The organism is Klebsiella sp. BIGb0138 (assembly GCF_004342285.1).
In the GTDB taxonomy this organism is placed as follows: domain Bacteria; phylum Pseudomonadota; class Gammaproteobacteria; order Enterobacterales; family Enterobacteriaceae; genus Klebsiella.
Genome location: NZ_SMCV01000003.1, coordinates 1 through 26,804 on the forward strand (window position 1 = coordinate 1; position 26,804 = coordinate 26,804).

General features: G+C 55.9%; 23 protein-coding genes and 2 tRNA genes. 15 read left to right on the forward strand and 10 right to left on the reverse strand.

From position 1 onward, the window contains the following. Nucleotides 1-12 precede the first annotated feature (12 nt). Together EDF73_RS08075 and dkgB are read left to right on the forward strand one after the other, a co-directional pair. A tRNA-Asp gene (locus EDF73_RS08075) sits at nucleotides 13-89 on the forward strand. Between the two features lie 163 nt (nucleotides 90-252). Then, entirely contained in the window at nucleotides 253-1,056 is an 804-nt protein-coding gene (dkgB, locus tag EDF73_RS08080) for a 2,5-didehydrogluconate reductase DkgB (RefSeq protein WP_132728148.1), read from the forward strand. A 63-nt stretch (nucleotides 1,057-1,119) separates the two neighbouring features. Here the strand turns inward: dkgB and yafC are convergent, their stop codons facing one another. Further along, complete coding sequence (yafC, locus tag EDF73_RS08085) at nucleotides 1,120-2,022, reverse strand: DNA-binding transcriptional regulator YafC (protein WP_132728149.1); 903 nt, start codon at nucleotides 2,020-2,022, stop codon at nucleotides 1,120-1,122. Between the two features lie 104 nt (nucleotides 2,023-2,126). On the opposite strand from yafC, the gene EDF73_RS08090 reads away from it, so the two are divergent. From EDF73_RS08090 to EDF73_RS08100, 3 genes are all read left to right on the forward strand, one after another. Further along, nucleotides 2,127-3,314, forward strand: a complete 1,188-nt coding sequence (locus EDF73_RS08090; protein ID WP_132728151.1) for an MFS transporter — start codon at nucleotides 2,127-2,129, stop codon at nucleotides 3,312-3,314. A gap of 103 nt (nucleotides 3,315-3,417) precedes the next feature. Continuing rightward, a complete protein-coding gene (locus EDF73_RS08095; RefSeq protein ID WP_132728984.1) occupies nucleotides 3,418-4,215 on the forward strand; it encodes an endonuclease/exonuclease/phosphatase family protein in 798 nt (265 codons plus the stop codon). Nucleotides 4,216-4,299: 84 nt separating this feature from the next. Then, complete coding sequence (locus EDF73_RS08100) at nucleotides 4,300-5,070, forward strand: class I SAM-dependent methyltransferase (protein ID WP_132728152.1); 771 nt, start codon at nucleotides 4,300-4,302, stop codon at nucleotides 5,068-5,070. 46 nt (nucleotides 5,071-5,116) lie between these two features. Here EDF73_RS08100 and mltD read toward each other — a convergent pair whose 3' ends face one another. Together mltD and gloB are read right to left on the reverse strand one after the other, a co-directional pair. Continuing rightward, nucleotides 5,117-6,484, reverse strand: coding sequence for a murein transglycosylase D (gene mltD, locus EDF73_RS08105; protein WP_132728154.1), 1,368 nt, complete (start codon nucleotides 6,482-6,484; stop codon nucleotides 5,117-5,119). Between the two features lie 71 nt (nucleotides 6,485-6,555). Beyond that, nucleotides 6,556-7,311: a hydroxyacylglutathione hydrolase gene (gene gloB, locus EDF73_RS08110; protein ID WP_132728155.1), complete on the reverse strand. Its 756-nt coding sequence runs from the start codon at nucleotides 7,309-7,311 to the stop codon at nucleotides 6,556-6,558. 33 nt (nucleotides 7,312-7,344) lie between these two features. Between gloB and EDF73_RS08115 the strand changes: the two genes are divergently transcribed. Beyond that, nucleotides 7,345-8,067 carry a class I SAM-dependent methyltransferase gene (locus tag EDF73_RS08115; protein WP_132728157.1) on the forward strand — a complete coding sequence of 241 codons (723 nt, stop codon included), beginning with the start codon at nucleotides 7,345-7,347 and terminating at the stop codon, nucleotides 8,065-8,067. Here EDF73_RS08115 and rnhA read toward each other — a convergent pair. Continuing rightward, a complete protein-coding gene (gene rnhA, locus EDF73_RS08120; RefSeq protein ID WP_165905678.1) occupies nucleotides 8,064-8,642 on the reverse strand; it encodes a ribonuclease HI in 579 nt (192 codons plus the stop codon). The genes EDF73_RS08115 and rnhA overlap by 4 nt on opposite strands. Here rnhA and dnaQ point away from each other — a divergent pair. From dnaQ to EDF73_RS08165, 9 genes are all read left to right on the forward strand, one after another. After that, on the forward strand, nucleotides 8,596-9,327 hold the full coding sequence (gene dnaQ, locus EDF73_RS08125; RefSeq protein ID WP_207896617.1) for a DNA polymerase III subunit epsilon: 732 nt from the start codon (nucleotides 8,596-8,598) through the stop codon (nucleotides 9,325-9,327). The genes rnhA and dnaQ overlap by 47 nt on opposite strands. Nucleotides 9,328-9,459: 132 nt before the next feature. Further along, nucleotides 9,460-9,536, forward strand: a tRNA-Asp gene (locus EDF73_RS08130). A gap of 378 nt (nucleotides 9,537-9,914) precedes the next feature. Further along, nucleotides 9,915-10,649: a FadR/GntR family transcriptional regulator gene (locus EDF73_RS08135; protein ID WP_132728162.1), complete on the forward strand. Its 735-nt coding sequence runs from the start codon at nucleotides 9,915-9,917 to the stop codon at nucleotides 10,647-10,649. Next, nucleotides 10,630-11,643, forward strand: coding sequence for an ABC transporter ATP-binding protein (locus EDF73_RS08140; protein ID WP_132728163.1), 1,014 nt, complete (start codon nucleotides 10,630-10,632; stop codon nucleotides 11,641-11,643). The genes EDF73_RS08135 and EDF73_RS08140 overlap by 20 nt, the downstream gene beginning before the upstream one ends. Then, nucleotides 11,640-12,722, forward strand: coding sequence for an oligopeptide/dipeptide ABC transporter ATP-binding protein (locus tag EDF73_RS08145; protein WP_132728165.1), 1,083 nt, complete (start codon nucleotides 11,640-11,642; stop codon nucleotides 12,720-12,722). The genes EDF73_RS08140 and EDF73_RS08145 overlap by 4 nt, the downstream gene beginning before the upstream one ends. Before the next feature lie 2 nt (nucleotides 12,723-12,724). Next, complete coding sequence (locus EDF73_RS08150) at nucleotides 12,725-14,239, forward strand: ABC transporter substrate-binding protein (protein WP_207896618.1); 1,515 nt, start codon at nucleotides 12,725-12,727, stop codon at nucleotides 14,237-14,239. A gap of 20 nt (nucleotides 14,240-14,259) precedes the next feature. Beyond that, the gene (locus EDF73_RS08155; RefSeq protein ID WP_132728167.1) at nucleotides 14,260-15,201 is read left to right on the forward strand and encodes an ABC transporter permease; all 942 of its coding nucleotides are present in this window, start codon (nucleotides 14,260-14,262) and stop codon (nucleotides 15,199-15,201) included. Between the two features lie 2 nt (nucleotides 15,202-15,203). Next, on the forward strand, nucleotides 15,204-16,079 hold the full coding sequence (locus EDF73_RS08160) for an ABC transporter permease (RefSeq protein WP_132728169.1): 876 nt from the start codon (nucleotides 15,204-15,206) through the stop codon (nucleotides 16,077-16,079). 9 nt (nucleotides 16,080-16,088) lie between these two features. Next, nucleotides 16,089-17,690, forward strand: coding sequence for a gamma-glutamyltransferase family protein (locus EDF73_RS08165; RefSeq protein ID WP_132728171.1), 1,602 nt, complete (start codon nucleotides 16,089-16,091; stop codon nucleotides 17,688-17,690). A gap of 51 nt (nucleotides 17,691-17,741) precedes the next feature. On the opposite strand, the gene EDF73_RS08170 is transcribed toward EDF73_RS08165, so the two are convergent. The 6 genes from EDF73_RS08170 to fadE form a co-directional block, all read right to left on the reverse strand. Beyond that, the gene (locus EDF73_RS08170) at nucleotides 17,742-18,512 is read right to left on the reverse strand and encodes an amidohydrolase (protein ID WP_132728988.1); all 771 of its coding nucleotides are present in this window, start codon (nucleotides 18,510-18,512) and stop codon (nucleotides 17,742-17,744) included. Nucleotides 18,513-18,804: 292 nt separating this feature from the next. Beyond that, entirely contained in the window at nucleotides 18,805-20,154 is a 1,350-nt protein-coding gene (locus tag EDF73_RS08175) for a GntP family permease (protein WP_132728173.1), read from the reverse strand. A 44-nt stretch (nucleotides 20,155-20,198) separates the two neighbouring features. Next, nucleotides 20,199-22,166, reverse strand: coding sequence for a YjhG/YagF family D-xylonate dehydratase (locus tag EDF73_RS08180; RefSeq protein ID WP_132728175.1), 1,968 nt, complete (start codon nucleotides 22,164-22,166; stop codon nucleotides 20,199-20,201). An 11-nt stretch (nucleotides 22,167-22,177) separates the two neighbouring features. Then, nucleotides 22,178-23,083, reverse strand: coding sequence for a dihydrodipicolinate synthase family protein (locus EDF73_RS08185; protein WP_132728177.1), 906 nt, complete (start codon nucleotides 23,081-23,083; stop codon nucleotides 22,178-22,180). A gap of 4 nt (nucleotides 23,084-23,087) precedes the next feature. After that, nucleotides 23,088-23,876, reverse strand: a complete 789-nt coding sequence (locus EDF73_RS08190) for an IclR family transcriptional regulator (RefSeq protein WP_132728179.1) — start codon at nucleotides 23,874-23,876, stop codon at nucleotides 23,088-23,090. A gap of 273 nt (nucleotides 23,877-24,149) precedes the next feature. Beyond that, nucleotides 24,150-26,594 (reverse strand): acyl-CoA dehydrogenase FadE, encoded by a 2,445-nt coding sequence (gene fadE, locus EDF73_RS08195; protein ID WP_132728180.1) that lies wholly within the window; start codon nucleotides 26,592-26,594, stop codon nucleotides 24,150-24,152. Nucleotides 26,595-26,804: the final 210 nt, after the last annotated feature.

Here is a 26,804-nt window from a genome sequence, read left to right on the forward strand (position 1 = left end):
GAAAAATTCGGTGGAGCGGTAGTTCAGTCGGTTAGAATACCTGCCTGTCACGCAGGGGGTCGCGGGTTCGAGTCCCGTCCGTTCCGCCACTTATTAAAAGCCCTGAGCATTTGCTCGGGGCTTTTTCTTTTCCTGCTGCTCTATTTTTGCTGATTTAGCAAAAATCCTCTGCATTTATCGATCTTTTTCCCCTGCGCCACATCAACCATAATGGCCTCAATCAACCAACATTACGAAATAACGAGGAATTTTATGGCAATCCCTGCATTTGGTCTTGGAACCTTCCGTCTGAAAGATGATGTCGTTATCGCATCGGTGAAAACGGCTCTGGAACTGGGATATCGCACGATCGATACCGCTCAGATTTATGATAACGAAGCCGCCGTCGGCCAGGCGATCGCCGAGAGCGGCGTGGCGCGTGATGAGCTGTTTATCACCACCAAAATCTGGATTGAAAACCTGAGCAAAGACAAGCTGGTTGCGAGCCTGAAAGAGAGCCTGCAGAAACTGCGTACGGAATATGTCGACCTGACGCTGATCCACTGGCCGTCACCGAATGATGCCGTCGCTGTCGAAGAGTTTATGCCGGCGCTGCTGGAAGCAAAAAAACTGGGCCTGACCCGTCAGATTGGTATCTCTAACTTTACGATTCCGCTGATGGAGCGTGCTATCGCCGCCGTGGGCGCAGACAACATCGCCACCAACCAGATCGAGCTCTCCCCGTACCTGCAGAACCGCAAAGTGGTGGACTGGGCACGCGAGCACGGTATCCATATCACCTCTTACATGACGCTGGCTTATGGCAAGGCGCTGAAAGATGAAGTGATTGCCGGGATTGCGGCAAAACATAATGCGACACCGGCGCAGGTGATTCTGGCCTGGGCTATGGGAGAAGGCTATGCGGTCATTCCTTCATCAACCAAGCGTGACAATTTGGCCAGTAACCTGAAAGCTCAGGATCTGACGCTGGATGAGGCCGATCGTCAAGCGATAGCCGCGCTGGATTGCAACGATCGTCTGGTAAGCCCGGAAGGCCTGGCGCCTGAGTGGGACTGATCGGATAGATCAGGATAAATCCCGGCTGGCGTCGCGAAGGCGTTAGCCGGGAAGTTACCGATGCTACAGCTCCTGCGGGAGCTGTTTTACGTGCTCGCTCAGGAAGTCGATAAATGCCCTGATTCGCGTGCTGACCGCTCTGTCGCTGTAGTACACGGCGCTAAACGGCATCTCCACCGGCAGACGCTTCTCTGCCAGCAGTTCCACAAACTGCCCGTTAGCAATTTCCTGATCCACCATATAATCTGACAAACAGGCAATGCCATTGCCCGCCAGACATAGCTGTTTGATGGTTTCCCCACTGTTCGACGAGATCCCACAGTTCACTTCCAACAGCTGGCCGTCGCAGCAGGAGACGGGCCAGGTATTCAGCGATGCCGGTTCGGTAAAGCCCAGACAGAGATGATCCTTGAGGTCGGCGACGTTTTTTGGCGTACCATGCTGAGCGAGATACTCCGGCGAGGCGACAATTTTCCGGTAGCTGTTGAAGAGCGGGCGAGCGCGCAGGCTGGAGTCCGTCAATGTGCCGGCACGGATGGCAACATCAACCTTACGTTCGATCAAGTTAATGAAGGTTTCTGAAGAAACCAGCGCCAGAGTCATTTCCGGATAACGCTCGCGAAAAGGTTTCACCAGCGGCATCAGGAAATGCAGCATCACCGGCGTGGCGGCATCAACGCGCAACAATCCCCTCGGCGTCGTCCGGGTTTCCAGTAGTTCATTCTCCGCTGCCGCCATCTCCTGTAATACCCCCTGCATACGACGAAAATAGCGCTCTCCCTCCTCAGTCAGGCTGAGCTGGCGGGTTGTCCGGTTCAGCAGACTGACGCCCAGTTTTCCTTCCAGCTTTTTCACCGCCCGGCTGACGGCAGAATTTGCCTGTCCCAGTTGCTCTGCTGCCCGGCTGAAGCTGCCGCTTTCAACTACGGCGACAAAGATGGCAATCTCTTCTGAAGTGGCTCTCATTATTGCACCTGTAGCAAAATTATATTGAGACTTTGATAGTTTTTGTTATTTAAACATCGCTTCATACTACGTGTCATCTAAATCCTGATGATACGGAGTAAATTATGCCACTGGCGTTACTTGCCTTGACCATCGGTGCCTTTGCGATTGGCACCACTGAATTTGTGATTGTGGGTCTGGTTCCCACCATCGCTGAACAGCTGGCTATCTCGCTGCCTTCGGCGGGACTGCTGGTCTCTATTTATGCCCTGGGCGTAGCGATTGGCGCGCCGGTACTCACCGCGCTGACCGGGCGTATGCCGCGTAAACAGCTGCTGCTGGCGCTGATGGTGCTGTTTACCGCCGGTAATCTGTTGGCCTGGCAGGCGCCGGGCTATCAAACGCTGATCTTTGCGCGCCTGCTTACCGGTCTGGCGCACGGGGTATTCTTTTCAATTGGCTCAACCATTGCGACGAGCCTGGTGGCAAAAGAAAAAGCCGCTTCGGCAATCGCGATTATGTTTGGTGGTTTAACCGTGGCGCTGGTAACCGGCGTACCGATTGGGACCTTTATCGGGCAGCACTTTGGCTGGCGTGAAACTTTCCTTGCGGTGTCGATCCTCGGCGTGATTGCATTGATCGGTAGCCTGATTCTGGTACCCAATAATATTCCTGCCCGCGCCAGCGCTAGCCTGGCCGATCAGTTAAAAGTATTAACACATCCGCGTTTGTTGATTATCTATGCCATCACCGCGTTGGGCTACGGCGGCGTCTTTACCGCGTTTACTTTCCTCGCGCCAATGATGCAGGAGCTGGCGGGCTTTAGCCCCGCAACGGTGAGCTGGATTCTGCTGGGATATGGGATCTCGGTCGCGATTGGGAACGTCTGGGGCGGTAAGCTGGCGGATAAACATGGCGCCGTTGCGGCACTAAAGGCTATCTTTGCGGCGTTAGTCGTCCTTCTGCTGGTATTCCAGTTTACCGCCAGCATTCAGTACGCAGCCCTGGCTACGGTACTGGTGATGGGCATTTTTGCCTTCGGCAACGTCCCGGGACTGCAGGTCTATGTCGTGCAAAAAGCCGAGCAATATACGCCAGGCGCGGTCGATGTCGCTTCTGGTCTGAACATTGCCGCCTTTAATGTCGGTATCGCGTTGGGTTCAGTGATTGGTGGTCAAACCGTCGAGCGCTATGGGTTGGCTCAGACGCCGTGGATTGGCGCGGTGATTGTGTTAGTCGCGCTGCTGCTGGTGGCGCTGAGCGGCCGTCTGGATAACTCCCGCCCGGCAAAGGCCGTTTCCGTCGAAGGGTAAAGGTTTCTCGCGAATTGCATTGAAAGTGCCTAAGAAAGTCCCTATAACAGAAGAACCAGCCGCAGTCGGGCTGGTTTCCTGTTATCGAGGTTTGATGCCTAAATTGCGAAAGAATACTTATGCTATGCGCTATGTCGCCGGACAGCCCGCGGAGAGAATTTTGCCTCCGGGGTCGTTTGCAAGCATTGGCCAGGCATTTCCTGCCGGCGTCCCGTTAAGCGCGGATGAAAAAATCCGCGTCCTGGTGTGGAATATCTTTAAGCAGCAGCGCGCTGAGTGGAAGTCGGTTCTCAAAAACTTTGGTAAAGATGCCCATCTGGTGCTGTTACAGGAAGCGCAAACCACTCCTGAACTGGTCAGATTCGCCACCACGAATTACCTGGCTGCCGATCAGGTACCTGCTCTGGTCCTGCCGCAGCATCCCTCCGGCGTGATGACCCTGGCTTCGGCCCATCCTGTTTACTGCTGTCCGTTACGCGAGCGCGAGCCGATTCTGCGGCTGGCGAAGTCGGCCCTGGTCACCGTCTATCCGCTGCCGGATACGCGTTTGCTGATGGTCGTTAATATCCACGCGGTGAATTTCAGCTGGGGCGTGGATGTTTACAGTAAACAGCTGTTGCCCATCGGCGACCAGATTGCTCATCACAGCGGCCCGGTGATTATGGCTGGCGATTTTAATACCTGGAGTCGCCCAAGAATGAATGCGCTTTATCGCTTTGCGCGCGAAATGGCGCTGCGCGAAGTGCGCTTTCCGGACGATCAGCGCCGTCGTGCGTTTGGTCGCCCGCTCGATTTTGTCTTCTATCGGGGGTTAAGCGTTCACGACGCTTCCGTGCTGGTGACCAGCGCCTCCGACCACAACCCGCTACTAGTCGAATTCAGTCCCGGCAAGCCTGATTAATAGAGGTATGTCAGGCCTGCCATGGGGCGGGCCTGTGTAAGCATGGTGCCGCCTTTATTATTCAAACAACCGAAGGACAACCCAATGACAACACGCTCTCATCATGACAACGTCGAAAAGCAGTTTGGCTCGCAGGCAAGCGCTTACCTGACCAGCGCGGTCCATGCATCCGGACGCGATCTGCAACGCCTGGCCGAGCGGCTGGCTGATTTCCCCCATGCGCATGTTCTGGATATGGGATGTGGCGCGGGTCATGCCAGTTTTACGGCGGCCGGGCAGGTGGCAAAGGTGACGGCCTATGATTTATCCAGCCAGATGCTGGAGGTTGTCGCCCAGGCCGCGCAGGATAAAGGTTTCTCGAATATTGTGACTCAGCAAGGTTATGCGGAAACGCTGCCTTTTGCGGATGCCAGCTTTGAGGTGGTGATAAGCCGCTATTCTGCTCACCACTGGCATGATGTGGGTCAGGCATTGCGGGAGGTAAAACGCGTCCTGAAGCCTGGCGGGGTGATGATGATTATGGATGTGATGTCGCCCGGCCACCCGGTGCGCGATGTCTGGCTGCAAACGGTTGAAGCGCTGCGCGATACTTCCCATGTCCGCAACTACGCCAGCGGCGAGTGGCTGGCGCTGGCGAATGAGGCCGGGCTGGTTATCAATCATCTGTTGACCGACCGTCTGCCGCTGGAGTTTGCCTCGTGGGTGGCGCGGATGCGCACGCCGGCACCGCTGGTGGAGGCAATTCGCTTGTATCAGGAGAGTGCGTCCGCAGAGGTAAAAGCCTATTTTGCCTTGCAGGAAGACGGCTCATTTACCAGCGATACGATTATGTTTGAAGCGCATAAAGCGGTATAAAGCAAAAAGGCACCGTTAAACGGTGCCTTTGTTTTTATCCGATGTATCAGGAGTCCGGCCTGTCGCTGTTTTTCACAAACAGCGTCAGCTGATCGCCGGGTTTCAGATCGTCGGTGCCGCGGTTCCAGCGCATCACATCACGTGTGTTGACGCCATGACGTTTGGCAATGCTCGATAACGAGTCGCCTTTACGCACGCGATAGGTAATGCTATCGCTGTTGCTGGCAAGACGTTCCGCGCTGCTTCCTGCGCCAATCACCAGGTTCTGGCCCACTTTCAGACCTGAACCACGCAAACCATTCCACTGCTGCAGATCTTTGGTCGATATGCCGAGCCGGGAAGCAATTCCGGAAATCGTATCGCCAGAACGCACCTTGTAGCTACGGCTGGTCAACGGCGTGTTGTCCGCCAGCTGGGTAGGCTGTACGGCGGCAATGTCACCTGAGGCCAAAGATTCACGCAGCTGAGCGGCATGCTTCTGTGGCACCATCACGTACTTTGGCCCGTTTGCACCGAGGGTAGAACCCTTGACGCCGGCGTTGAACGTTTTCAGCTTGCCGACAGGCATGCCTGCCATATCCGCCAGCTGGCTAATATCAACCGGACTGTCGAGGCGCACGCGCGCCAGCGCACGGCTCTCGTCTGCCGTCGGCAGTCTTACGCCATAGCGCTTGCTGTTTTTGAGAATATCGCTCAAAGCCAGCATCTTAGGTACGTAGACCTTGGTTTCCCGTGGTAATGGCAGCGACCAGAAATCGGTGGGTTTCCCACGCGAACGGTTCGCTTTCATTGCTTTCAGTACCCGGCCTTCACCGCTATTGTACGCGGCGACGGTTAATAACCAGTCACCGTCGAACATCTTGTTCAGACGCTGCATCATATCCAGCGCCGCCGTTGTAGAGGCGACGACATCACGACGCGCATCATAGCTGCGGGTCTGTTTTAAACCATAATTGCGCCCGGTGCTCGGAATGATCTGCCAGATGCCTGCGGCATTGGCGCCAGACGTTGCGTGCGGGTCAAAAGCGCTCTCCACTATGGGTAGTAATACCAGTTCCATTGGCATGTTACGTTTCTTAACTTGCCCGGCTATCCAGTACATATACGGCTCTGCCCGTAAAGTTACATCGTGGAGATAGCTCTTATTACGTAAATACTTCTGTTTTTGTTCGCGAATCCGGGGATTTTCCGGAATTCCCATCTTTAGCTCGTCGCCTATGGAAGTCCACAGATCCTGGTCTTGCGCGTAGAAGGTTCCATCATCTAACCAGCGCGCTTGACTTGTGAACTTACCTGCTTCCCCTTGACCAGCTGCAGAAAGGCTCTGTGCGTGCTGTTGGACGTTACCATCGTGCTTAGACGCCTGGCACCCCACCAGCAGGACGGAGGCGAGTAAAATCGCTCGTGCCTTCATGTGTGTGTCAATAGTTGCTTAAAAGACGAGCAAGAATAACGGTGAAGGCTACGAATGACAAGCGTTAAATGTCAGAAGTCATCTTTCTTTGACCTTAACCACGCAAATCGCTGTGCAGAGTGTTGCAAATTTGTTTCTTTTGAAATTTCTTTAATTAAATCATTATCATCTGTGCGTAGAAATATATTTATGCGGCGCTCATTTTTCAGAGTTACGGGGAGTGTTTTTTGTTTTTTCGCGCGTAACTCATTAACTTTATGATAGTAATCGCTTATATCCACATCATGAGGCAGGATACTCAAGGCAAACTTCATGTTTGCTAAAGTATACTCATGTGCGCAACAAATCAGAGTATCCTCAGGAAGGGCATTTATTTTCTTAAATGATTGATACATCTGCTCAGCCGTTCCTTCGAACAGCCTGCCGCAGCCGCCGGAAAACATTGTATCGCCACAGAATAGATAAGGTGCGCTATAGAAACAGATGTGTCCTAAAGTGTGACCCGGCGTGGCAAAAATAGAAAATTCGCGGCCCAAAATAGTCAGTCGATCGCCGTCGGCGACAAGGTGGGTCGTTCCCTTATCCTGGGTTTCTGCCGGTCCGTAAACAACGAGTCCGGGGAATTTTTCGCGCAGTTGTTTTACGCCGCCAACGTGATCGTGGTGGTGGTGGGTCAGCAGAATCGCTTCGGGTTGCCAGCGGTTAGCCTCTATGGCGGCCAGTACCGGCGCCGCTTCGCCGGGATCGACGATCAGACAACGGCCGTTATCCGCACTGAGAACCCAGATGTAGTTGTCCTGGAAGGCGGGAATGCTGATAAGATTCATAAATTACCTCTCAAAGCGTAGCGGAAGGTTACGATGAAGCCGGCAAGGATACCTCAGACAGTTACAGCGCCAGAGCACTGGTCCAGTATGCCCTGGGGCGAATACTATCGCGAATCGCTGGAACGGCAGATGAAACCGTGGCTGGCTAAATTATATGGCTTTCATTTACTTAAGATTGGCAATCTGAGCGCGGAAATCAATACGGAATCCTGTGCTATCTCGCATCAGGTGAACGTTTCTTTGCAGGGGAACCCTATTCAGGTGAAAGCCGACCCGCTACATCTGCCCTTTGCGGAAAAATCGGTCGATGCCTGCCTGCTGGCGCATACCTTGCCCTGGTGCAGCGACCCGCATCGTTTGCTGCGTGAAGCGGACAGGGTATTGATTGATGACGGCTGGATGATTTTGACCAGCTTTAACCCCGTGAGCCTGATGGGGTTGCGTAAACTGGTGCCGGTATTGCGTAAAACCGCGCCCTACAATAGCCGGATGTTTACGCTGATGCGCCAGCTGGACTGGCTGGCGCTGCTGAATTTTGAAGTGCTGCACCATGGCCGCTACCAGGTGCTGCCCTGGTCCAGGCACGGCGGTAAGTTGCTGAGTACTCATCTGCCGGCGCTGGGCTGTCTGCAGCTGATCGTCGCCCGTAAGCGTACGATCCCGCTGACCTTAAACCCGCTGAAATCAGGGAAAGCGAAAACGCCGCTACGGCAGACCGTTGGCGCCACGCAGCAGTGGCGCAACGGGGAGAATTAGTTTTCCGCCTGGTAACCGATATCGCTCTGCGTCGGGTTAGAGGCGGCAGCACGAGCCAGCTCGTCGCAGCGTTCATTTTCCGGATGTCCGGCGTGGCCTTTGACCCACTCCCATTTAATTTGGTGCTGGCCGAGCGCGGTATCCAGGCGCTGCCAGAGATCGACATTCTTAACCGGTTTTTTGTCAGCGGTTTTCCAGCCGCGTTTTTTCCAGTTATGAATCCACTGGGTGATCCCCTGGCGCACATACTGGCTATCGGTGCTGAGTATCACTTCGCACTGCTCTTTCAGCGCTTCCAGAGCGACAATTGCCGCCATCATCTCCATCCGGTTATTGGTCGTGAGGTGATAACCCTGACTAAAGATTTTTTCCTTCCCGCGATAGCGTAAAATCGCACCGTAACCGCCGGGGCCTGGATTTCCCAGGCACGAACCATCGGTGAAAATTTCTACCTGTTTAAGCATATCTGGTAGACTTCCTGTAATTGAAATCGATATGTAAACGGCAAGTCTGACATAAATGACTGATATGAGCACTGCAATTACACGACAGATTGTTCTCGATACGGAAACCACCGGTATGAATCAGATCGGTGCGCATTACGAAGGACATAAGATCATCGAGATCGGTGCGGTGGAGGTGATTAACCGTCGCCTTACCGGCAACAACTTCCACGTTTATCTGAAGCCGGACCGGCTGGTGGATCCGGAAGCGTTCGGCGTTCACGGAATCGCCGATGAGTTCCTGATGGATAAACCGGTGTTTGCCGATGTGGCTGAAGAGTTTATGGACTATATCCGCGGCGCGGAACTGGTCATTCATAACGCGTCGTTCGATATCGGCTTTATGGATTATGAATTCAGCAAGCTGAATCGCGGTATTCCGAAAACCAATACCTTCTGCAAGGTAACCGATAGCCTCGCGCTGGCGCGGAAAATGTTCCCCGGCAAGCGTAACAGCCTCGATGCGCTGTGTTCACGCTATGAAATAGATAACAGCAAACGAACGCTGCACGGGGCGTTACTCGATGCCCAGATTCTGGCCGACGTTTATCTGATGATGACCGGCGGTCAGACGACGATGGCATTTTCGATGGAAGGCGAGGGGCAGCAGCAGACGGGAGAAATGGGAATACAGCGCGTTGTCCGTGCTGCCAGTAAATTGCGGGTGGTTTATGCCTCTGATGAAGAGATCGCGAACCATGAATCCCGCCTCGATCTGGTCCAAAAGAAGGGTGGCAGTTGCCTGTGGCGCGCCTGATTCGCTGGAATATGCGCTAAAAATAGCCGGGTGGGCGATTTTTGCAGCAAACGATTCAAAAGTGAAGAAAAAGCGTTGACGGCGTTACGGGGAGTCCGTAATATTCGCCTCGTTCCCAGGGGAACAGTAAGTGGAGCGGTAGTTCAGTCGGTTAGAATACCTGCCTGTCACGCAGGGGGTCGCGGGTTCGAGTCCCGTCCGTTCCGCCACTATTCAGAAAGCCTGAATCAGCAATGATTCAGGCTTTCGTCGTTTTAGCCCCCCACCCATTTCCCTTATGCTTTCTATTAACAAAAAGTTAATAATCTAGGTGCAATTATTTAACATGTGATCAGTTTTGGTGCATGTAATGCACCGTTTTTGTGCGCTCGCCCTCTGGCATGGTCATTATCCGCTCCCCTAACGCAACAAAATCGTAATAATAAACCTGCCTTTATTCATGGCCTTATCCAGATATTTCAAATAATTTCCGAACCAATAGATGATTGGTTCGGAAATTGCTTGATCTCTATGGTCTCAGGTACACATCTATATCAATAACTTATTGTTAATAAAACCAAAGAAATGATGAAAGCAGGCGAACCAATATGGAAAAGGCGTCACCGTTTCTGGCAAATTCCAGCACTGCGCTGGAGCAACTGCGCGGGCTTATCAATCAGCATGAATCGACCCCAGGCGTACCGCTGCCCACCGAACGCGAACTTGCGGAGACGCTGGGCGTAGGGCGACGCGAGATTCGTCGGGCGCTGGACGTCCTGGAAGAGGAGGGGCGCATCTGGCGCAAACAAGGGAAGGGCACCTTTATTGGGCCTGCGGCCCCCGTTGAGCCGCTGGTGCTTCAGGGGCTGGTGCAGCAAACCAATTTGCTGGAGGTCATGGAGGCGCGTCTGCAGCTCGAACCCGGACTGGCTCGCCTCGCAGCCCTGCGCGCTACCGGGGAAAATCTTGCGCTGATGCAGCGCCTGCTGGAACGGATTAATAAGGTCAGCCCTGACGATCGCGACCTTAACGAGCTGTGGGACAGCGCGTTTCATCGCGCCATTGCCGAAGCTGCCGGCAATCGTCTGCTGTTGGGCCTGTTTGACGCCATTGATGCCGTTCGCCGCGAACCGGGTTGGCAGCATTTACGCGAGCTGGCGCGTACGCCGGAACGCGTTAACAACTATAACTCTCACCACCACGCCATCATCAACGCCATTATTCAACGCCAGCCCAATGAAGCTGCCGCCGCGATGCGCGAGCATCTGCTCTCCCTGCAAAATGCCCTGATCCAGGCCATTCATCTTGAGGACGATACACGCCATGACGACGATCCCCTTTAAGGAAGCCGTGCCGGTACTGCGCCTGCAAAACCTCAACGTTAAATTCGCCGGTTCGCCGGTCAGCGTGCTGGACGGTATTTCCCTCACTGTCCAGGCGGGGGAAACGCTGGCGCTGGTGGGAGAGTCCGGCTGTGGGAAAAGCATCACCTCGCTGGCGCTGATGGGGCTGTTGCCCGCCAGCGCGCAAATTGTCAGCGGCGAGATGCAGTTTCGCCGCCACGATCTGCGCAAGCTGTCGCCGCGGGAATATGCCGATCTGCGGGGCAACGAGCTGGCGATGATTTTTCAGGAACCGATGACTTCGCTGAATCCCGCTTTCACCCTTGGCGATCAGCTAAGTGAAGCGGTGATGCGCCACCAGAAGATGCCGCGCGCGGCAGCGATGAAAACCGCGCTGCAGATCCTGGAAAAAGTGCAGATCCCGGCGGCGGAAATGCGCCTGAAGGCGTATCCCCATCAGCTCTCTGGCGGGATGCGCCAGCGGGTGATGATCGCCATGGCGTTAATTAACCATCCGCGGCTGCTTATCGCCGATGAGCCGACCACCGCGCTGGACGTCACGATCCAGGCGCAAATCCTGACGCTGTTGAATGACCTGAAAGCAGAGACCGGCACCGCGGTACTGATGATTACCCACGATTTAGGCGTGGTGGCGGAAGTCGCCCAGCAGGTCGCGGTGATGTATGCCGGACAGGTGGTGGAGCAGGGGAGCGTCGAGGCGATTTTCGCTGACCCGCAGCACCCTTATACCATCGGTCTGATGGGGTCGATTCCCTCCCTCAGCGCCCGGAAAGGGGCGCTTTCGACTATCCCGGGCTCCGTACCGCTGCCGGAAGCGATGCCGAAAGGATGTCGTTTTGCAAGCCGCTGCCCGTTCGCGCAGGTCCGCTGTCATGAGCAGAAGCCGCCATTACAGACCTTAGGCGCCAGCCACCAGGTCGCCTGTTTCCGTGCTCCGCTGGAGCAGCATATTGCGTTGGGAGAAATCGCATGACCCTACCCATTCTTGAAGCCCGCGATCTGAGTAAATGGTTTCCCGGGCCGAAAAAACTCTTCGCGCCGGCGCGTCATGTCACCGCCGTCGATCGGGTGTCGCTGGCGGTTATGCCGGGGGAAACGCTGGCGATTGTTGGCGAGTCCGGTTCGGGGAAATCGACGCTTGGCCGCCTGCTGCTGCGTCTGCTGGCCGCAAGCGAGGGGCGGGTGTTCTGGCAGGGCGAGGAAATTACTGACGCGACGGGAACCCGACTCAACCAGCTGCGTCGCGAGCTGCAGATCATCTTCCAGGATCCCTTTGCGTCATTGAACCCGCGGATGACCGTGGAGCAGATCGTCGGCGAACCGCTGTGGCTACATCAGAATATGAAAAAGGCCGATCGGCACTACCGCGTCGCTGAACTGCTGAAAACCGTGGGGCTACCGGCGGCATGGGCCGACCGTTATCCACATGAGTTTTCCGGCGGCCAGCGCCAACGTATTGGTATCGCCCGCGCGCTGGCCTCCGGGCCTAAGCTGCTGCTGGGCGATGAACCGGTGTCGGCGCTGGACGTTTCCGTCCAGGCGCAGGTGGTGAATCTGCTGGAGAGTCTTAAGCATCAGCTTGGCCTGACGATGATTATTGTCGCCCACGGACTGGCGGTCATCCGCCATATGAGCGACCGCGTGGCGGTGATGTACCTCGGGCAAATCGTTGAGCTGGCGACGGTCGATGAGATCTTCGATGCGCCGCTGCACCCGTATACCCAGGCGCTGATCGCTTCGGCGCCGCAAATGCAACCGGGCGTGCAGCGTGAGGCTCCGCTGCTACAGGGGGATCTACCTAATCCGGCCAACCCGCCGACGGGCTGCCGTTTCCATACCCGCTGCCCGTACGTCAGCGATCAATGTCGGCAAAGCGAACCGATTAACCAGCTGCTTGACGGCGGACGGCAGATCGCCTGCCACCGCTGGCAGGAGATCAACCGCGATCGCAGCGTGATCCAGATTGCTCCGCCGTCCGCCGCATTTCTGCGCCGCCGCGCGCTGTTTGAACACGCGGCCACTCACTCATCCCTTGCTGCAAGGAACTCATGATAATGACAATGCGTAATTCTCTTTTGACCGTTCTGGGAAGTGTTATGTTGCTTGGCGCGGCGCTGCCCGCGCATGCAGAGAGCGTACTGCGCATCGGCCTGGGGGCGGATCCCGATATGCTCGATCCCCATCTGGCGCGCACCTACTACGGCCGCTTTGTTTTCGCCTCGCTGTGCGACAGGCTGGTGGACGTCGATGAGCATCTCAAGATCGTGCCGGGGCTGGCGACGGACTGGTCGTGGAGCGATGACGGTAAAACGCTGACCATGAACCTGCGCGACGGGGTCACCTTCCACGACGGCGAGAAGTTCGACGCCGCAGCGGCAAAATATAACCTCGATCGCGCGCTGACGCTGAAAGGCTCACTGCGCAAAAGCGAGATCTCCTCGATCGAATCGGTGGCGGTGACCGGCCCGCTGCAAATCGCTGTGCATCTGAAAACGCCGGATGCCGCGCTGCTGATGCAGTTGACCGATCGCGCCGGGGCGATGATGGCGCCGGAAGCGGCGAAAAAAGCGGATTTTGCCGCTCATCCGGTCTGTTCCGGTCCTTACAAATTCGACAGCCGGGTTTCTCAGGATCGTATCGTCCTGAGCCGTTTTGACAACTACTGGAATAAAGGCGCCTACCACTTTGACAAGCTTATCTATTTGCCGATCCCCGATGCTTCGGTCCGGCTGGCTAACCTGCGCGCCGGCGATCTCGAGCTGACGGAAGGTATCGCCGCCAGCGACGTAAAAACCGTTGAAGCCGACAGCAAACTGGCGCTCGCTAAAGTCACGGGGCTGGGCTATCAGGGTATCACTTTCAACATTAATAACGGCAAAGTAGCGGCCAACGATCCGTTTAAAGATACCCGCGTTCGTGAAGCCTTCTCCTTAGCTATCGACCGCGATGCGCTTAACCAGGTGGTATTCGAAGGGCTATATACTCCGGCAAATCAGGCCTTCTCGCCGGTTAGCCCGTATCACGTCAAGCTTCCGGTTGCGCCGCGTAATGTGGAAAAAGCGCAGGCGCTGCTGAAAGCCGCGGGAGTCTCCACGCCGCTGAACGTCAATCTGCTGGTACCGAATAACCCGACCTCGCAGCAGGTGGGACAGGTGCTGCAGGCGATGGTCGCCGAAGCGGGCTTTAACCTCAATTTGCAGATGACCGAGTTTGCCACGCTGCTCGATCGCCAGCAGAGCGGTGACTACCAGTTGAGCTTCTCCGGCTGGTCGGGACGCCCGGATCCTGACGGCAGTATCTACGGTTTTATTCATAGCAAGGGCACCCTCAACGACGGCCGTTACAGCAACGGACAGGTCGATGAATGGCTGACTCAGGCGCGACTGAGCAACGATCAGGCCGTTCGCCAGCCGCTGTATGACAAGGTCGTTCACCAGCTGCAAACCGACATGCCGATCGCCTATCTCTACTTTGAGCCGCGCATTTTTGGGCTCAACAAAAAAGTACAGGGCTTTAAACCTTACCCGGACGGCATCGTACGCGTAGCGGGTCTGTCGCTGACGCAATAATCGAGGCGTGAGGAGAAACCATGCTGGAACTGATTAGCAAACGGCTGCTGCTCGCGATACCGACGCTGCTGCTGGTGAGCATGATGGTGTTTGGGCTACAGAAACTGCTGCCCGGCGACCCGCTGATCGCCATGGCGGGCGAGGAGCGCGATCCGGCAGTGATTGCCCAGCTGCGAGCGGAGTTAAACCTCGATGCGCCGATCCCGGTGCAGTACTACCACTGGCTGACCCGCGCGTTGCAAGGCGATCTCGGCGTCTCGTTACGTACTCATGAGCCGGTGACGCAGCTTATCGCCAGCAAGCTGCCGGTGACGCTGGAACTGTCGCTGCTGGCAATGATTATTGCCCTGATCGTCGGCATCAGCATGGGGATTCTGGCGGCGGTGAACAAAAACAGCTGGATCGATCACGGGGCGAACTTCGTGGCGATCTCGGGGATCTCAATACCGCATTTTTGGTTAGGGATCCTGCTGATCCTGGTCTTTTCGGTCAATCTGCAATGGCTGCCCGCCTCCGGATTTGTACCGTTTAGCGAGGCGCCGCTGCAAAATCTGCGCACGCTGCTGCTGCCGGCGGCGGTGCTGGGGACCGGTCTGGCGGCCACGCTGATGCGCCACACCCGCGCTTCGATGATCGCGGTGCTGAAAGCGGACTATATACGTACCGCGCGGGCAAAAGGGCTACTACCAAAAGCGGTGATCTTAAAGCATGCCTTTCGCAACGCGCTGGTGCCGGTCATCACGCTGACCACGCTGCTGTTTGGCGAGCTGCTGGGCGGCGCGGTCCTGACCGAGCAGGTGTTCACCATTCCCGGCTTCGGCAAGATGATCGTCGATTCGGTGTTTAACCGCGATTACGCGGTGGTGCAGGGCGTGGTGCTGATCGTGGCGATCGGTTTCCTGATGCTCAACCTGCTGGCCGATGTGCTCTACTTCCTCATTAACCCGAAAATGCGAGGCTAACCATGGCGGAATTCACAACGCAGAGCGTGGCGCTCGTCAAGCCGCGTGCGCAAAACCGGGTACTGAAGAAATTTCTCGCCAATAAAAGCGCGGTGATCGGCGCGGTGGTGGTCGGCATCTTCGTGCTGATTGCGCTCCTGGCGCCGTGGATCGCGCCGTTCGATCCGGTCAAGGCCAATTTTCTGATGGTGCGTAAGCCACCATCGGAGATGTACTGGTTCGGCACCGATGAGCTGGGGCGCGATATTCTCTCGCGGATTGTCTGGGGAGCGCGCACCTCGCTGATGGCCGGCTGTATGTCGGTACTTATCGCGGTGGTTATCGGTGTTCCGCTCGGGCTGGTGGCGGGTTATTTTCAGGGGATCTGGGACGGCGTCATATCACGCTTTATCGAAGCGCTGCTCGCCTGTCCGTTTCTGATCATGGCGATCGCCCTCGGCGCATTTTTAGGACCGAGCCTGAGTAACGCGATGATCGCCATCGGCCTGTCGGCGATGCCGATCTTTGCCCGTCTGACCCGCGGCCAGACGATCGCCATTCGTAACGAAGAGTATATCGACGGCGCGCGGGCCATCGGCCTGCCGGACCGGTGGATCGTTCTGCGCTACGTCCTTCCTAACGTGATGTCGCCGATTCTGGTGCAGGCCACGCTGGCGATTGCTTCGGCAATTATCGCCGAGGCCAGTCTCTCTTTCCTCGGCCTTGGCCAGCAGCCGCCGAACCCTTCCTGGGGCTCGATGCTCAATACGGCAAAAGGTTTTCTTGAACAGGCGCCGTGGATGTCTGTGTTCCCCGGCGTCGCTATTTTCCTGGCGGTACAGGGTTTTAATCTACTCGGCGACGGGCTGCGCGATGCGCTCGATCCGCGCCATGACTAAGGAGTCATAATGACAAAAGCGCTTGATTTCTCGACCGGTTATGCTTCACGTCGCCCACCGATGATGGGGCGCAACGCCGTGGCGACGTCGCAGCCGCTGGCGGCGCAGGCGGGGATGCGGATGCTGCAGCTGGGCGGCAATGCGGTTGATGCGGCGATTGCCACCGCGATGGCTCTCACCGTGGTGGAACCGACCGGCTGCGGTATCGGCAGCGATGCGTTTGCCATTATCTGGGACGGTGAAAAATTGCATGGCCTGAATGCCTCCGGGCGCTCTCCCGCCAGCTGGCATGCCGATCTGTTCGCCGGCAAAGGCGCGGTACCGGAAATCGGCTGGGATGCGGTCACCGTCCCGGGCGCGGTTTCCGGCTGGGTGGCGCTGGCGGAACGCTTCGGTTCGCTGCCGCTCACCACGCTGGCGCAGCCGGCCATTGACTATGCGCGTAACGGCTTTCCCGTTTCGCCGCTGATTGGTCACCTGTGGCAGCGGGGCTATAACAAACTGAAAGATCAGCCGGGCTTCAGCGCCTGCTTTGCGCCGCAAGGCCGCGCGCCGCGGGTCGGCGAGATTTTCCGTAACCCAGCGCAGGCGAAAACCCTGGCGCTGATCGCCGAAACCAATGGGGAGGCGTTCTATCGCGGCGAGCTGGCGCAGAAGATTGCGGCATTCGCCCGGGAGCACGGCGCGCATCTGACGGCGGACGATCTGGCTAACCACCGCGCCGATTGGGTCGAACTGCTGTCGCGTGATTTTGCCGGCGGTTCGGTACAGGAGCTGCCGCCTAATGGCCAGGGGATCGCCACCCTGATTGCGCTCGGGATCCTCGAACAGTGTGATATCGGTCGCTACGACCCCGATTCGGTACAGTCGCTGCATCTGTCGATTGAGGCAATGAAGCTGGCGCTGGCGGACCTCGATCGCTACGTTGCCGACGAAGATCATATGGAGTTTGCTGCCGGGACGCTGTTAAGCGACGAGTATCTGAAATCCCGCGCCGCGCTGATCGATCCGCAGCAGGCCTCCGATTTTACCTACGGTTCTCCGACCCAGAGCGGAACGGTCTATCTCTCGACGGCCGACGCCAGCGGAATGATGGTGTCGTTTATTCAGTCCAACTATATGGGCTTTGGCTCCGGGGTCGTGGTCCCTGATACCGGCATCAGCCTGCAAAACCGCGGCTGCGGCTTTGTGCTCGATCCCGGCCACCCGAACGCGCTGGCGGGCGGCAAGCGGCCGTTCCATACCATCATTCCCGGTTTTGCGTTAGATGGCGATGGCAAGCCGCTGATGTCGTTTGGCGTGATGGGCGGTCCGATGCAGGCGCAGGGGCATATGCAGATGGCCCTGCGCATTATGCTGCATGGACAAAACCCGCAGGCGGCGATCGACGCGCCGCGCTGGCGGGTGGTGCAGGGGCGGGAGGTGGTGGTTGAATCGACCTTCAGCCGCAACGTGATTGCGGGGCTGCGCGAGCGCGGGCATCAGATTGTGGTGGAGGACCCGCTGCAGGACTACAACTTCGGCGGCGCACAGGCGATTTATCGCCTGCCGGAGGGCCATTACGTCGCCGCGACCGAAAGCCGCAAGGACGGGCAGGCGCTGGTGAGCTAAATCCTGGTGGCGTAAAAAGGGGGCGAATAGCGCCCCCTTTTGGATCTCGCTTTACCCGAGGGTAAAAGGATCCGCATCCTGCCAGGCGGGAAATTTCTCGCGATACTCGGTGAGCGCCGTCAGCGACAGCTCGGCATCAAGGCGCGTGGCCTGATGGGGCTCGGCGGTGGCCAGAATTTCTCCCTGTGGGCTGATGATACGGCTGTCGCCGCGATAATGATGGCCGTTGCCGTCGGTGCCGACGCGGTTACAACCGGCGACGTAGGCCTGGTTTTCAATGGCCCGGGCTACCAGCAGCGACTGCCAGTGCAGCGAGCGCGGCGCGGGCCAGTTGGCCACGTACAGCGCTAAATCGTAGTCGTTATGGTTGCGTGACCACACCGGGAAACGCAGGTCATAGCAGACCAGCGGTAGAATCCGCCAGCCGCGCCACTCAAAAACAACCCGTTCGCTGCCCGCCTCATAATGATGATGTTCTCCGGCCATCCGGAACAGATGCCGCTTGTCATAGAAGCGCGTGGCGCCGTCGGGATCCACCAGCAGGAAGCGGTTAACCGGCCCGCGCTCGGTTTGCAGCGCGGCGCTACCGGCGATCAGGGCATGAGTTTGCATCGCTTTTGCCCGCATCCAGTCAACGACCTCTTCCTGCGCCATCGACTGCTTTGCCGCTTCCATAGCGAAGCCGGTGGTGAACATTTCCGGTAAAACAATCAGGTCACGCCCGGTAATACCTTCCAGTTGACGATCGAAATGGCGTAGGTTGGCGGGACCGTCCATCCACACCAGAGGTTGTTGCAGCAACGTAATTTTCAGGCCAGGCACGGTGGTGAACTCCAGTATCATTAGGGCGTTATCATTATTTTAATACCATATCAGCCGCAGGATGGTGAGAGGAATATTTTGTTAAAAAAATGCTAATGCTGGAAACGATTTGTGCGGGAAAGAGAGCGTCAGAGGTACAAGGGCGCATGAGGCGAAAAGCCGCAAAGACGGGCTCGCGCGAATTTATTTACGCGGCTTTTTTACTTCAGGGGGGGCTATACGGCGGTGCCCCGTAAACCCTGGCCCGCGAGGGGGAATTTAAGGGGCACTGCGTGAAGCATGGCCGTGCGGTTTAAATCGCCATGCTGGCCAGCATAATAAAGATCAGGCCGCAAAGGGATAACATTGTTGACATCAGCGTCCAGGACAGTAGAGTTTCCTTGATGGTCAGGCCGAAGAAATCCTTTATCATCCAGAAGCTTGCGTCATTTACATGAGAGCAAATGCAGGAGCCTGCTCCCGTTGCAAGAGTAATCAAGGCCAGGTTTGTGTTTGGGTGTGCAGACAGCAGAGGGATCACCAGACCGGCGGTGGAGATGGCGGCAACCGTTGCGGAGCCCAGACAAATCCTCAAAAAGGCCGCTACTCCCCAGGCCATCAGAATGGGGTTGATATCCGTGCCTGCCACCAGCGTCGAAATATACTGGCCGACGCCGGAATCAATCAACACCTGTTTGAATGCGCCGCCACCGCCGATAATCAATAACAGACCGGCAATGCCTGCAATCGCTTTCCCGCAGGAGTCCATCAGTTCCGGAATCGTTTTTCCTCTCCCGAGACCCATGGCCCAAATGGCGAACAGCAGCGAAATCAGCATCGCGATCGTCGAGTTTCCCAAAAAAAGGAACACGGAATAGAGCATACCGGGATCGCCTGCGTCTTTTGGCCGGACCATTTGCATAATGGTGACCAGGGCCATCAGGATAACCGGCAGCATGGCGGTCAGAAAACTTATCCCAAACCCCGGCATTTCGCTTTCGGTAAAGCTCTTTGTCGCCCCAAGGGAAGCAATGTTGCCTTCTTTGGTAAATGCCTCCGGGATCAGCCGTTGGCATACTTTATTCAGCAGCGGGCCACAGAGAATAAAGGTTGGAATGCCCACGATAATACCATAAATCAGCACGACACCAACATCTGCACCATATTCTCTGGCGATGACGGTAGGGCCGGGATGCGGCGGCAGAAAACCGTGCGCCACTAACAAACCCGATAGCATCGGTACGCACATATACATCGGTGATATTTTAGCTTCCCTGGCGATGGCGAATAAAATCGGTACCAGCAGAATTAAACCGACTTCGAAAAATAGCGCGATACCGACAATAAATGCCGAAGTTACTACCGCCCAGTCCAGCCTTTTGACACCAAAATAGTTCAGCATGGTCAATGCAATACGCTGCGCGCCGCCGGCATCGGATAATAGCCGTCCCAGCATTACGCCAAAACCGAATATCAAGCCGATATGACCAAGCGTGCCGCCTAGCCCGGATTCGACAGAAGCGACGACCTTATTCAGGTCCATGCCGCTGGCAATAGCTACGGCCAGCGAGACAATAATTAATGAAACAAAAGTATTGAGTTTTATTTTTATGGTTAAAAGCAGGAGTACAGCGATACCTGCCACAACAATTAATAGTGGCATAACGTCCTCTCATTAATAATGTAACAATGGTTTTAATTATTTCTTCAGGATTTAGTCATGTGCTGGTGCAGCGCAGAGCTTATTTTATTAACGTCGTAGATGCAGCCGCACCAGGTGCCACCGCTCACCGCCTGGAGCATCGCCCAGAGTTGGGTATCATCTGGTAAATCAGGATCGGGCAATAAATCAGGGTGGCTGCTTCTGCTGTTTAATATAACGGTAGCCTCCTCTCGTGAGGGGATGTCCTGAACATTAGCGAGACCCAGGAAATTGACTTCTCCCTGGAGTTGTTTGCAGTCAATTTTAATTTCAATAAGATCCCCGGTGCGTAATTTCCCGATAGCGCCGCCTGCCAGAGCCTCCGGGCCAACGTGGCCAATACAGGCGCCGGTGGAAACACCGGAGAATCGAGCGTCGGTAATAAGCGAAACATGCTTCCCATAGGATAAATGCTTCAGCGCGCTGGTGACCTGATAAGTTTCCTCCATCCCGGTGCCGGATGGCCCTACGCCGATAATAACCAGAATATCGCCCGCTTTAATTTTTTCATGTTTGATATCATAAATAGCGGTTTTCTCCGAGAGGTACACCTTCGCCACGCCCTTATGATAATAAATACCTTCTTCATTAATGACCGAGGGGTCGATAGCCGTGGATTTTATGACCGAGCCCTCCGGAGCGATATTTCCGACCGGGAAGGTAATCGTGGAGGTTAACCCGCGTTTTTGCGCCTGCTGCGGAGACATGATGACCTCCTGGGGATCAACCTGCTCCTGACTGAGCAGCAGATGTTTAAATATCTGCCGACGCTCGGAGCGCTCCCACCAGTCGAGATTTTCCCCTAGCGTATTGCCCGTTACGGTAATGACATCCTCATGCAGGAGACCCAACTGGCGCAGATGCAGCATCACTTCAGGTACGCCGCCAGCCATAAAGGCCCGTACGGTTGGGTGGTAAACCGGGCCATTGGGCAGTACGCTGACCAGGCGCGGTACCTGTTTATTAATACGTATCCAGTCCTCCACCGTCGGAATATGGCAGTCCGCCTGATGGGCAATCGCCGGGATGTGCAGCAGGAGATTGGTGGAGCCGCCAAATGCCGCATGGACCATCATGGCGTTTTCAATAGAGCGATCGGTGAGGATATCCTTAGTCGTGATGCCTTTCTGGCTTAGCTGCAGCGCGGCCCGCGCTGATGCCCTGGCGATCTCCGTCCAGACCGGTTCGCCCGAAGGCGCCAGCGCAGAATGCGGAATCGCGAGGCCGAGGCCTTCAGCGACGACCTGCGAGGTGCCTGCGGTTCCGAGGAACTGGCAGCCACCGCCCGATGAAGCGCAGGCCTGACAGCCCGCCCGACGAGCGTCCTGCAGCGATAATTCGCCGTTGGCAAAACGCGCGCCAATAGTCTGCACCTTGCCGTTATCTTCTCCATGTAAAGCCGGCAGCGTGGCCCCGCCGGGGATCAATACCGTTGCTTTATCATGCTGTGAGGCCAGCGCCATCATAGTGGCTGGCAGCCCTTTATCACAGGTTGCCACGCCAATCACCGCTTTAACTCCCGGTAGGGAACGGATCAGGCGGCGCATCACCATAGAGGCATCATTACGATAAGGTAATGAATCGAACATACCGGTAGTACCCTGCGTGCGTCCGTCGCAGAGATCGGAGACATACACCGCGTAAGGCAGCACGTGATGGTTTTTTATGACCTCCGCCGCTGCTCTCATCTGGATATCCAGCTCGTAATGTCCCTGATGAAGCGCCAGCGCGACGGGTTTGCCGTCCGGCCCGCGCAGCCCGCCTAGCGTGCTAAGCAACAGGATTCCATCCTGATTCAGCTCATCCGGCGACCAGCCCATCCCGGCATTCATAGTCATGCCAAAAATATCGCCGCTAGGGCGGTTGATTAGCATATCCGGGGTCAGCGGCAGCTCGCCCTGCGGACCCGGTGCGTGGGTTCTGACGCGGTAGATATCCGGGTTATTGCTAGCAAAAATATCGTCAATGGACATCGAATGCCTCCTCATGATTTTAAAATGCCCTGCGAGGCCAGCAGCTCGCGAACTCGCGCCTTTGCCTCTTCCGATGCATCCAGAATCGGCGGCAGGCAGTAGGTATTTACCGGCAGCCCCACACACTGCATGGCATATTTGATAAGAGAGACAAATGGTGTTTCCAGGGAGTAAATAGCGGGTAGCTGCAGCAATTTTTTATTGAGCGCCGCCGCTGTTGCGAGATCGCCATCTTGCCAGGCGCTAAAAATGCCTACGGACAGTTCCGGCGCGAAGTTTGCACTGGCGGTAATAGCACCATCCCCGCCCAGCAGCAGGTTATTCAGTAAATGGTCGTCGAAACCGCAGAACACGGAGAACTCGGGGCGCACGGCTTTGACGGTGTTAATCATCGCCCGCAGGTGGCCGACGCTATCGATAGTGTCTTTAATACCGACGATGTTTTCATTTTGCAGTACCAGCCGTTTGACGATAGCAGGGGTGAGATCCTGGCCGGTGAGGTCCGGGAAGTTATAAACGATCGCCGGTAGGCGGACGCTGCTGGCGATGCGATGGTAATAGTCATCCAAATTGCTGGCGGCAACTTTCCAGTAATAGGGGTTAATAATAACGATGCCGTCCGCGCCGCAGGTTTCGGCGTGTTTTGCCAGTTTCACCGCTTCGTCAGTGGAGGGGGAGCCAACGCCAATTAATACCGGAACGCGTCCGCCAACCGCCGCAATTGCCGCCTCGGTAAAGTCCATCCTTTGTCCGGCGTTCATCTGACTAAATTCACCGCCGGTTCCCAGATAAAACAAGCCGTCGACGCCTTTCTTAATAAGAAAATCGGCGACCTTTGTTAAGGCTATTTTATCAATGTTGCCGTCGTTATCGAGTGTCGTGGAGACCGGTGGAATAATTCCCCTGAATTTTTTCATTAGATCAATTTCCTTTTCTTAAATATTCATTTTCGGTTCTATAACCCAGACCATGCGAGATCTGATCGGCGCATTGCCTGAGCAGTTCGAGATAACTATCGATCCTCTTTCCCGCATAAACTATCGGGTCTCCCGATAATGAAATTGCATAATTTACGCGATGATACATATCGAAAATAGGCATGCTCAGGCATACCGCTCCATAGGTCGATTCTTCATTATCTATCGCCCATCCCCTGAGGCGCGTTTTCTGTAGCTCTTCACGAAATAACTTTTTATCGGTGAAGGTGTTTTGCGTGTGCTTTTTCAGAATTAAGACATCGAGAAAATAATCTATCTCTTCTCGCGGCTTCCAGGCCAGCAGCGCCTTACCGAGTGCGGTGATATGCAATTCTAATTTTTTACCGATCCAGCTTTTTTTAGTTGGCACGGAATCCGGGCTCTCGACTTTATCCAGATAAATGGCGGAATAACTCTCCATAACCCCTAAATGGCAGACCAGTCCGCTTTTCAACGAAAGCTCCTGCATCGGGCGCTTCGTCACCTCAAATATGTTTTTCCGGTGCAGCGACTGACACCCGAGCTCGTAATTTTTTATGCCAAGCGAGTATTGATTACGCTCACTTTTTATTAAAAAACCGCAGTCGACCATGGCATTTAATAAATTCAGCAGGCTACTTTTCGGGTACTGAAATTCTTTTAGCAGCTCCATAAAGCTGGCTGCTCCGACATATGCAATGTAGGTCAGGATTTTTTCTGCCCGGATTAATGAATTACATCCTTTACCGCCCATAACGGCTCCTGTTTCTCGTTGATATAAAGCCTATCCACTCTGGAAAGCGGAAAATACGCCTTGTTCAGCAGGCTGAACCGAGTTACTGGGAGGAAACGTGATCCACGTAGGTATTTTAATTATTGAGCGGGAATTTGCGGTGCGTGGCGCTGGCCGATTGACAGCCTATCGCGCTAATTCGGAAAATGATTTGTGCGAAGTCGGGGGGTAAAGCGGGGCAAAAAAAGGCGGGGGAAAACCCCCGCCCCGATCGTGATGTGATTAATTTATGATTCAGGCCGCTTCAATCTTGCGGACTTTCTCCGGCAACTTTACCGGTTTGGTCGCCAGCTCATCCGGCGCGAAATCATCCACGTTAATACTGCGCAGGCGACTGGTTTCCGCGCGGGTGAGGATCGTGGCCTCATCCTGATTGATTAAACCTTTGGTCAGGGCGTTACGCGCCAGTTCATCCAGGCGGGTAAACGGCAGGTTTTTACCCAGCTCTTTGCAGATACGCTGGTGGATCGGGTCGGCCGCCATGACATCAAGCAGCGCCTCTTCCAGCAGACCGACCGGGTTATGTTCGCTCGGGGTCAGATACTGGCCGCGGCCGATGCGGGAACGCGTGGCGCTCGGCACCTGCAGGATTTTCGCCACCTTATGGTCCAGCTTATCGGACGGCGCGTTGTAGTGACGGCCGGTCGGGAAGATGGCGAGGCGCATTACGCCAGCGACGAAACGGTTCGGGAAGTTTTTCAGCAGATCGTCGATCGCCTGCTCCGCCTGATACAACGCATCCTGAACCCCCCAATGAACCAGTGGAAGGTCGGCTTCATTGCGCCCTTCATCGTCATAGCGCTTCAGTACCGCCGAGGCGAGATAGAGCTGGCTCAGGACATCGCCGAGGCGGGCGGAAATCCGCTCGCGACGCTTCAGGCTGCCGCCCAGCACCGCCATGGCGACGTCGGACAGCAGCGCCAGGTTCGCGCTCAGACGATTCATGTGCTGATAGTAGCGGCGAGTGCTGTCGCGGGTCGGCGTGCTGCTGGTCAGGCCGTGGGTCAGGCCCAGCCAGAAGCTGCGCACTTTATTGCTACCGACGTGGCCGATATGCTTAAACAGCAGCTTGTCGAACGCGTCCACATCGTTGTTCTGCGCGGCGGCCATCTCATCAAGTACGTACGGATGGCAACGAATCGCCCCCTGACCGAAGATCATCATACTGCGGGTCAGGATGTTGGCTCCTTCCACGGTGATGGCGATCGGCGCACCCTGATAGGCGCGGGCGAGGAAGTTACCTTCACCGAGCATAATGCCTTTACCGCCGGTGATATCCATGGCGTCAATAATTGAACGCTGGCCGCGGTGGGTACAGTGGTATTTCACGATAGCCGACAGCACCGCCGGTTTTTCTCCCAGCATGATCCCGTAAGTAATCAGCGAAGCGGCGGCATCCATGACATACGCGTTACCGGCGATGCGTGCCAGGGGCTCTTCGATACCTTCCATTTTACCGATAGAAATTTTGAACTGCCGGCGAATGTGGGCATAAGCGCCGGTCGCCATCGCCACGGATTTCAGCCCGCCGGTGGCGTTAGACGGCAGGGTGATACCGCGGCCCACGGAGAGGCATTCTACCAGCATCCGCCAACCCTGACCGGCCATCGTCGGGCCGCCGATGATGTAATCGATCGGTACGAAAATGTCTTTACCCTGCGTTGGTCCGTTCTGGAACGGGACGTTCAGCGGGAAGTGGCGACGGCCAATCTCCACGCCGGGCGTGGTGGTTGGGATCAGCGCGCAGGTAATCCCCAGCTCTTCTTCCCCGCCCAGCAGACGATCCGGGTCAGAGAGTTTAAAGGCCAGTCCCAGCACGGTCGCGACAGGAGCCAGGGTAATGTAGCGTTTGTTCCAGGTCAGGCGCATGCCCAGTACCTGCTCGCCTTGCCATTCGCCCATGCAGACGACGCCGGTATCCGGAATCGCGCCGGCATCTGAACCCGCTTCCGGGCTGGTCAGGGCAAAGCATGGAATTTCCTGGCCACGGGCCAGACGCGGCAGATAGTGATTTTTCTGTTCTTCAGTACCGTAATGTTGCAGCAGTTCGCCCGGGCCTAAAGAGTTCGGTACGCCGACGGTGATCGCCAGAATGCCGGAAACGCCGGAGAGCTTTTGCAGCACGCGGGACTGAGCGTAAGCGGAGAACTCGAGGCCGCCGTACTCTTTCTTAATGATCATTGCAAAGAAGCGATGCTCTTTCAGATACGCCCACAGTTCCGGCGGCAGATCGGCCATCTCATGGGTAATTTCAAAGTCGTTAGCCATGCGGCAGGCTTCTTCTACCGGGCCGTCGATGAACGCCTGTTCTTCGGCGGTCAGGCGCGGCTGTGGATAGTTATGCAGCTTTTGCCAGTCCGGGTTACCGCGGAACAGATCGCCTTCCCACCAGGTGGTGCCCGCGTCAATCGCTTCTTTTTCGGTGCGCGACATCGGTGGCATCACTTTGCGAAACGCGCGAAATGCCGGTGCCGACATCATCGACTTACGCATCGGCGCGAAGTTAAACGGCAGCAGGATAATCGCCAGCGGTACCAGCAGCCAGATATTCCACAGCCCGGCCACGCTAAGCGCGGCGGTCCAGGCGAGTAAAATCGCACTGCTGAGCAGGAGATTGATTCGGTGATAGAAGAGTGCACCGAGCAGAACAACGGTTGCAACAATACTCAAAATCATCATAGAGAAATGCTCCCTGTCTTGTAGGAGGTCTGACCACTTGTGATGATATGGTTGTAGTGGATGTAATTTGTTTTAGCAATGTGTTTACAAAATAATTACAACCTTGCTCACATTGTTGTACGTAAAAGCGGCACGTAAAATCAAAACCCCGGCGGATAAGCGCGCCTGCTGCTTCTCGCCCCGGCGGCTATCCGGTACACTGCCAGGGTT

Excerpts from the sequence above, each read along its gene's own strand:
- dkgB (WP_132728148.1), top strand. The coding sequence starts at position 253 with ATGGCAATCCCTGCATTTGGTCTTGGAACCTTCCGTCTGAAAGATGAT.
- yafC (WP_132728149.1), bottom strand. The coding sequence starts at position 2,022 with ATGAGAGCCACTTCAGAAGAGATTGCCATCTTTGTCGCCGTAGTTGAA.
- EDF73_RS08090 (WP_132728151.1), top strand. The coding sequence starts at position 2,127 with ATGCCACTGGCGTTACTTGCCTTGACCATCGGTGCCTTTGCGATTGGC.
- EDF73_RS08100 (WP_132728152.1), top strand. The coding sequence starts at position 4,300 with ATGACAACACGCTCTCATCATGACAACGTCGAAAAGCAGTTTGGCTCG.
- mltD (WP_132728154.1), bottom strand. The coding sequence starts at position 6,484 with ATGAAGGCACGAGCGATTTTACTCGCCTCCGTCCTGCTGGTGGGGTGC.
- gloB (WP_132728155.1), bottom strand. The coding sequence starts at position 7,311 with ATGAATCTTATCAGCATTCCCGCCTTCCAGGACAACTACATCTGGGTT.
- EDF73_RS08115 (WP_132728157.1), top strand. The coding sequence starts at position 7,345 with ATGAAGCCGGCAAGGATACCTCAGACAGTTACAGCGCCAGAGCACTGG.
- dnaQ (WP_207896617.1), top strand. The coding sequence starts at position 8,596 with ATGAGCACTGCAATTACACGACAGATTGTTCTCGATACGGAAACCACC.
- EDF73_RS08135 (WP_132728162.1), top strand. The coding sequence starts at position 9,915 with ATGGAAAAGGCGTCACCGTTTCTGGCAAATTCCAGCACTGCGCTGGAG.
- EDF73_RS08140 (WP_132728163.1), top strand. The coding sequence starts at position 10,630 with ATGACGACGATCCCCTTTAAGGAAGCCGTGCCGGTACTGCGCCTGCAA.
- EDF73_RS08145 (WP_132728165.1), top strand. The coding sequence starts at position 11,640 with ATGACCCTACCCATTCTTGAAGCCCGCGATCTGAGTAAATGGTTTCCC.
- EDF73_RS08150 (WP_207896618.1), top strand. The coding sequence starts at position 12,725 with ATGACAATGCGTAATTCTCTTTTGACCGTTCTGGGAAGTGTTATGTTG.
- EDF73_RS08155 (WP_132728167.1), top strand. The coding sequence starts at position 14,260 with ATGCTGGAACTGATTAGCAAACGGCTGCTGCTCGCGATACCGACGCTG.
- EDF73_RS08160 (WP_132728169.1), top strand. The coding sequence starts at position 15,204 with ATGGCGGAATTCACAACGCAGAGCGTGGCGCTCGTCAAGCCGCGTGCG.
- EDF73_RS08165 (WP_132728171.1), top strand. The coding sequence starts at position 16,089 with ATGACAAAAGCGCTTGATTTCTCGACCGGTTATGCTTCACGTCGCCCA.
- EDF73_RS08175 (WP_132728173.1), bottom strand. The coding sequence starts at position 20,154 with ATGCCACTATTAATTGTTGTGGCAGGTATCGCTGTACTCCTGCTTTTA.
- EDF73_RS08180 (WP_132728175.1), bottom strand. The coding sequence starts at position 22,166 with ATGTCCATTGACGATATTTTTGCTAGCAATAACCCGGATATCTACCGC.
- EDF73_RS08185 (WP_132728177.1), bottom strand. The coding sequence starts at position 23,083 with ATGAAAAAATTCAGGGGAATTATTCCACCGGTCTCCACGACACTCGAT.
- EDF73_RS08190 (WP_132728179.1), bottom strand. The coding sequence starts at position 23,876 with ATGGGCGGTAAAGGATGTAATTCATTAATCCGGGCAGAAAAAATCCTG.
- fadE (WP_132728180.1), bottom strand. The coding sequence starts at position 26,594 with ATGATGATTTTGAGTATTGTTGCAACCGTTGTTCTGCTCGGTGCACTC.